The sequence below is a fragment of the uncultured Tyzzerella sp. genome (assembly GCF_963558545.1).
Lineage (GTDB): Bacteria > Bacillota > Clostridia > Lachnospirales > CAG-274 > Tyzzerella.
Genome location: NZ_CAUWHO010000012.1, coordinates 44193 through 50637 on the forward strand (window position 1 = coordinate 44193; position 6445 = coordinate 50637).

Below are 6445 nucleotides of genomic sequence, written 5' to 3' on the forward strand. Positions count from 1 at the left end.
TTAATCCTCTCTACATTTCTTTTATAATTTTTATGTGTATAGGTGGATAATTAGGACGGTTAAAAAAATCAGAAACTATAACAGTATATTTATTGTAGTCTAAATTTTTTACAAAATCTAAAATAGCATCTTTTTCTTCAAATCCTGTATCTCCCCCCTGATAAACACAAAGGCTTATAACACCTTTTATTTTTAAAAGTTGTAAACATTTTTTTATAGCTATTATACTTGTATCTGGCTTAGTAGCTATATTATGATTTCCTTTTGGTAAATACCCAAAATTAAACACAACACAAGATATAACATCATTACCTATATATTTATCTATATTTTGATGTCCATCTAAAATAAGTGAAACGCTATTATAAACATTATTTTCTATAAGTCTATATTTTGTAGCCTCTATTGCCTCTTTTTGTATGTCAAAAGCGTAAACAAAACCATTTTCTCCTACCAACTGTCTAAGAAACAATGTATCGTTACCTTGTCCCATTGTGGCATCTATTACTATATCACCATTTGATATGTTTTCTTTTATAAAATTTTTAGCAAGATTAGTAGTATTTATTTTCATACAACACCTATTAAACTATTTTTAATGTTAAGTCTTTAAAATCCCATATATCTGTAACTATATCTTTATAAAATTCTGGCTCGTGGCAAACCATAAGTATAGTCCCTTTATATTCTTTTAAAACTCTTTTAAGCTCATCTTTAGCATCTTTATCTAAATGGTTGGTAGGCTCATCTAAAACAAGAATGTTAGTTTCTTTATTCATTATTTTACAAAGCCTTACTTTAGCTTGCTCCCCACCACTTAAAACATATACCTTACTTTCTATATGGTCCGTTGTTAAAGAGCATTTAGCTAATGCTTGTCTAACTTCATATTGAGTAAAAGATGGAAATTCGTCCCAAATTTCTTCTATACAAGTTTTATTGTTATCTTCTTTAACTTCTTGTTGAAAATATCCAATAAACTGATTAGCACCTTTTATCACTTCTCCACTAATAGCATCAATCTCTCCCAATAAACTTTTTAAAAGTGTAGTTTTTCCAAGTCCATTAGAGCCTACTATTGCTACTTTTTGTCCACGCTCTAAAAGAAGATTTAAAGGCTTGCATAATGCCTCCTCATACCCTATTACAAGGTCTTTTGTTTCAAATATAAGCCTGTCAGAAGTTCTAGCTTGCTTAAATCTAAATTCTGGCTTTGGCTTTTCTTTAGAAAGTTCTATTATATCCATTTTGTCAAGCTTTTTCTGCCTTGCTCTAGCCATACCAGCTGTTGCTACCCTTGCTTTATTTCTAGATATAAAATCTTGTAAATCATTTATTTCTTGTTGTTGCCTTTCATAAGCTGCCTCTAGTTGTCTTTTATTTTGTTCATATAATCTTAAAAATTCATCATAGTTACCTACATATCTTGTAAGCTTAGCATTTTCAACGTGATATATAATGTTTATAACACTATTTAAAAATTCTAAATCGTGAGATATTAGTATAAAAGCATTTTCATATTTTAAAAGATAATCTTTAAGCCAAGCTATATGTTCTTCATCTAAATAGTTAGTAGGCTCATCTAAAAGTAATATATCAGGATTTTGTAAAAGCAACCTACCTAATAATATTTTTGTTCTTTGTCCTCCGGATAAATCATCTACGTTTCTATCAAGTCCTAAATCGTATAGTCCAAGTCCACGGGCTATTTCATCTACTTTTATATCTATATTATAAAAATCACTCATATCTAGTATATCTTGAAGATTAGCAGCATTTTCCATAAGCTTATCCATTTGCTTTTCATCTGCATCTCCCATTTTCATATAAGTATCGTTTAGCTCTTTTTCTATATCAAATAAATATTCAAAAGCAACTTTTAAGCTATCTCTTATACTATCCCCCTTTTTAAGTTCTGCGTGCTGGTCCATATAAGCTACCCTCACACGATTAGACCATTCTATAGTACCTTCATCTGGCATAAGCTTATTTGTTATTATCTTCATAAATGTAGATTTACCCTCACCATTAGCTCCAATAAGCCCAACGTGTTCTCCTTTTAACAACCTAAAAGATACATCTTCAAAAATTGTTCTGCCACCAAAAATATGACTTACATTTTTTACTGTTAGAATACTCATATATAATAAAGCTCCTTTTCATTATTTATATAGTTATATTATAAATTTTAATTTTAAACTGTTTATTTTTCTAATATAGTTTAACATATTTTTTAAAATCTGTTAATATAAAAATAATAATAAATTAATTTTTATATTAACAGATTTTTACTTTGTTATATAATTAATATAAATGTAAAACACTTTATTATATAATTTAATTTTTAATTGTTTAATTTAAATCCCATATTATTTTTACCTATCATCAAAACCCTAAATACATCTAAAGCTCTTTGTAAATCATCTTCGTTTTTACATATAAAATCTCTAAATTTTTCCCAATGTTTATTAGCTTCTTCATCATTACCACCTGCTTTAAGTCTTAAAGCATCTGCAAAATATATAACATAATCTAAATGATAATTTATATATTTCCAAGAAAGATTTTCTGTTTTATCTATATGGTTTTGATTTTTTTCACAAATTTTTCTAAAGTTTTCTACAATGGTATGTACATTCTGCAAGTCTTTTGCTACTTTTTCATCTAACTGACCTGCTCTTAAATGCCAATAATCTGTATCAAAAATATCGGATATTTCTTTCAAATAGCTTTGACATTTTTCATAGTCTTCTCCAAAAGCATTTTCAAAATATTCTTTAGCTAAATTCTCAAATTCTAAGCTTGTATCCCAAAGTGTTTTTGCCATAACATAGTTTGGAAGTGCTGTTGGAAAAAATGCCCTTTGCTCTTGACAGCTTAATAGTCCATTTAACCCTAAATCTTTTAAATTTTTAATATCTTTACTTATTATTTCAGATATTTCATAATATCCTGCATCTCCATAATGAGCTTTTCCTAAATGATAATCAAAATCAAAACTATCACCCTTAAATATTTTTTGCCATTCTTTTAAATACTCTATATAATCTTCAACTTTTGTTGGCAACTTAATTTTGTTTAATTTAAACTCGTTAACACTTCCTTTTATTTTTTTACATTCGTCATAAGCCTTTGTAAAAGTTCTAGTTATAGGTGCAAACATTAATAAAAATCTATCTGGATTTTTAAACCTTGCTTTTATAGGTGGCCATAAAAGTTCAAAATATAATAAAAATGCAATTTTATTTGTAAATCCCATTTCTGTTAGCTTTTCATCTATTACGTTTAAACATTCTACATACCAATCTGATGGTGTAAGTTCTTTACATTTTTCACATTCACAATGGTTGTTAAAAGCATCTGCAAGCCAAATATGTATAACATCTCCATATTTATTTTCTTTTATATATTCTACAATAGTGTTTGCAAAAGCCTGTTGAACATCTTTATATGAATTACATAGATTTGTGTTTAAAGGTACATCTCCAAAAAACTTTCTTTCTCCATTTATAAGTGCTAAAAAGTCTTTTTTATCTTCTTTTAAATCAGATGTTTCGCTGTCCCAACCTTTGCCAACAATCCCAACTGTTTCACAAGTCCAACCGTGCCCTACAACGTGATACAATAAATCTCTTTTTTTAATTTCTTTTGCCAAATTTTCTGTAAATTCAATAGCCATTTCATTATCAAAAAATTCTTTATCTTTATATGGGTTATTTATGTGTGCATACCATTGTTTAAAAAATGTATAACCATATTTAAACTGCATAAAATAACTATTGTACCCAACTTTTGGAAACCAATTAATTAAATCTAACACATTTTCATATGTATTAGCACCTTCAATAACAACACCTCTATGTCTAAGGCTTGCTTTTTCCTTTGTAAAAACACTTAACTCCTCAAAAGATTTATGTATAATTTTTTCTCCATCTTTTCCTGGTCTTAAAAATTTACAACCAAGTTTTTCCAAAAATTTATACACACCTATTAAAATACTTCTATTATTACTACCTGTTATATATCCATTTCCTTTTTCTATATTAATTTCTATGGCATCATCTTGTTTAAAGTCTAGAACATCAAATTTAACACCTACTTCTTTATAATTGCACAACCATATACCTTGTAAATCTTTTGAATATTTTTTCTTTTTTATTATTTGCCACCTATCATCTTTTGTTACTAATGTTAAATACTTAGCAATTTCTCGTGAAGCATATTTAATAGTATCTTCTTCAGTTGTTATAAAAATATTATACATTTTTATCTCTCCTATTTTAAATTTATTATATTCTAATAATATTTTACCAAATTTTAATATAATATCAATAAAATTTTTCAAATAAAAATATATATTATAATATACTTATAATTATTTTTTGTATAATTTATATCTATAACTATATATTTATGTACATTTTATTTACAAAATATATAATTTATTTTAAAAAATATAATCCATATCTTAATTTTAATAAACCAATTCTTTTAATAAGCAAAAAGAGTACCACTTATAAAATAAGTAATACTCTTTTTATTAGTTATTAACTATTTTGTTGTCCTGCCATATGTCTTTCTTGAGCTTCAATCATTTTTTTTACCATATAGCCACCAACTGAACCATTTTGGTATGAAGTTAAATCTCCATTATAGCCTTTTTTTAAAGGCACTCCTATTTCATTTGCAACCTCGTATTTAAACGCATCAAGGGCTGCTCTTGCTTCGGGAACTGCTTTTTTATTACTTGCCATAATAAATCACCTCATATTTTGTCATTATACTCTATTGTCAACAAAGCTATTAATATATATAACTTTTGCTATATTAATTATTAGCCTTGTAATATTATTATGTTCAGTATGAAAAAATTAATTCTAGGTAATAAATGTAAATTTTTATTTATTATTTAATTTGTAATAAAAATACCCAGCCAACATAGTAATTAAACAAATAGCAAAATAAATTGGAAATAATGGATTGCTAAAACCACCAGATAATATTATTAAAGAACCTATTGTAGCCATTATAGGTACAAAATATCCCATAAACTTGCTTTTTATTTCACCTTTTATAGCTAATTTTATAATAACTGCATATAATATACAATAATTTAGATAGCTAATGCAAATTGATATTTCAGAAACATCTCCTGGCATTCCTTTTTGTTGTGTTACATAATGTATAAAATACATTACAAAGGTAATAATTAAAGAAAATATAGCAGAATTTAAAGGCATTCCATTAAGCTTATCACTTTGTTTAGATAGTTGTTTACTAAAAGGTATACTGTTTCTAATTGCTAATGAATAAGGCATTCTTATCATTCCAAGTATAACACCATTTACTGTACCCAAAACTGATATTATAACAAATACTAACATTACTTTTGCACCAGTTGGCCCAAATAATATATTTGCCATTTCATTAACACTATTATTACCAAGCTCTAAAACCTTTTCTGGTCCTACAAATATACTAAGCCCAAAAAAGTAAAATACATAAGCTAATAATATAACTATTGGTGATATAACAAGAGCTATTGGTAAATTTCTTTTACTGTTTTTTATTTCGTGGCATATAGATGTAGATACAATCCAACCATCAAATGAAAAGGCTATAGGCCCAAAAGCTGATAATATCCCTAAGCTTACACCTGTTGTTTTTATACTTTCCATATCTGCCGTTAATACTCCTTGAGGATTACCTTTTAATAAGCCAAATACTGCAAATAAAACTAATGGGATTAATTTTATAATCATAGCTGCATTTTGAAAATAACCACCAAACTTAGCAGACAATGTATTTATTAAATAACATATAACTATAACTATAACTCCAATAGTATATGGATTTAATACTCCTTCTTGTATATTAAATAATTGACATATAAAAGTACCAGCCACCCAAGATACAACTGCTATTATAGCTGGTAAATATAAAAATATTGAAAACCAACCAAATGACGCTGCCGTTTCTTTGTTTACAAACTCTTCTGCATAGGATATAATTCCACCAGGGTTATCTGTTCTTGTTGCCAATTGAGATATAGAAAGACTTCCAAATATTATGGCTATTGCTGCTATAAGAAATATAAGTATTCCTACAAGAACATTTCCATTAGTATATTTTAAAACATCATCTGCTTTAAAAAATATACCAGAACCTATAACTATACCTATAATCATTGTTATAGCAGTAAATAAACCATATTTTTTGTTATGCTCCATATTTTAATCTCCCTTCTATAGAAAAAATTTAATAATTCATAATTATACATTGTATATATACTTAAGTCAAGGTATTTTTTATTTTTTAATATTTATCTATTTTATTATTTTTGTTATATATGAACTGTCATCTAATATTTTTATTACTACTTCCTTGTTACCATTTATATAAAATATATCTCCTATTTTTACAATTTTACCATATCTAACAATAT

Annotated in this window: 5 protein-coding genes; all 5 read right to left on the reverse strand. The window is 26.6% G+C overall.

What is annotated here, in order from left to right; all coding sequences use genetic code 11:
• Positions 1-10: 10 nt before the first annotated feature.
• Positions 11-574 (reverse strand): class I SAM-dependent methyltransferase, encoded by a 564-nt coding sequence (locus R5Z65_RS03140; RefSeq protein WP_317367014.1) that lies wholly within the window; start codon positions 572-574, stop codon positions 11-13.
• 10 nt (positions 575-584) lie between these two features.
• Entirely contained in the window at positions 585-2141 is a 1557-nt protein-coding gene (gene abc-f / locus R5Z65_RS03145) for a ribosomal protection-like ABC-F family protein (protein ID WP_317367015.1), read from the reverse strand.
• 203 nt (positions 2142-2344) lie between these two features.
• Entirely contained in the window at positions 2345-4264 is a 1920-nt protein-coding gene (locus tag R5Z65_RS03150) for a DUF4838 domain-containing protein (RefSeq protein WP_317367016.1), read from the reverse strand.
• 283 nt (positions 4265-4547) lie between these two features.
• Entirely contained in the window at positions 4548-4754 is a 207-nt protein-coding gene (locus tag R5Z65_RS03155; protein ID WP_317367017.1) for an alpha/beta-type small acid-soluble spore protein, read from the reverse strand.
• A 144-nt stretch (positions 4755-4898) separates the two neighbouring features.
• A complete protein-coding gene (locus R5Z65_RS03160) occupies positions 4899-6230 on the reverse strand; it encodes an APC family permease (protein ID WP_317367018.1) in 1332 nt (443 codons plus the stop codon).
• Positions 6231-6445: the final 215 nt, after the last annotated feature.

What these genes read in the sequence shown, in the direction of transcription:
- R5Z65_RS03140 (WP_317367014.1), bottom strand. Translation starts at nt 574, where the DNA reads ATGAAAATAAATACTACTAATCTTGCTAAAAATTTTATAAAAGAAAAC.
- abc-f (WP_317367015.1), bottom strand. Translation starts at nt 2,141, where the DNA reads ATGAGTATTCTAACAGTAAAAAATGTAAGTCATATTTTTGGTGGCAGA.
- R5Z65_RS03150 (WP_317367016.1), bottom strand. Translation starts at nt 4,264, where the DNA reads ATGTATAATATTTTTATAACAACTGAAGAAGATACTATTAAATATGCT.
- R5Z65_RS03155 (WP_317367017.1), bottom strand. Translation starts at nt 4,754, where the DNA reads ATGGCAAGTAATAAAAAAGCAGTTCCCGAAGCAAGAGCAGCCCTTGAT.
- R5Z65_RS03160 (WP_317367018.1), bottom strand. Translation starts at nt 6,230, where the DNA reads ATGGAGCATAACAAAAAATATGGTTTATTTACTGCTATAACAATGATT.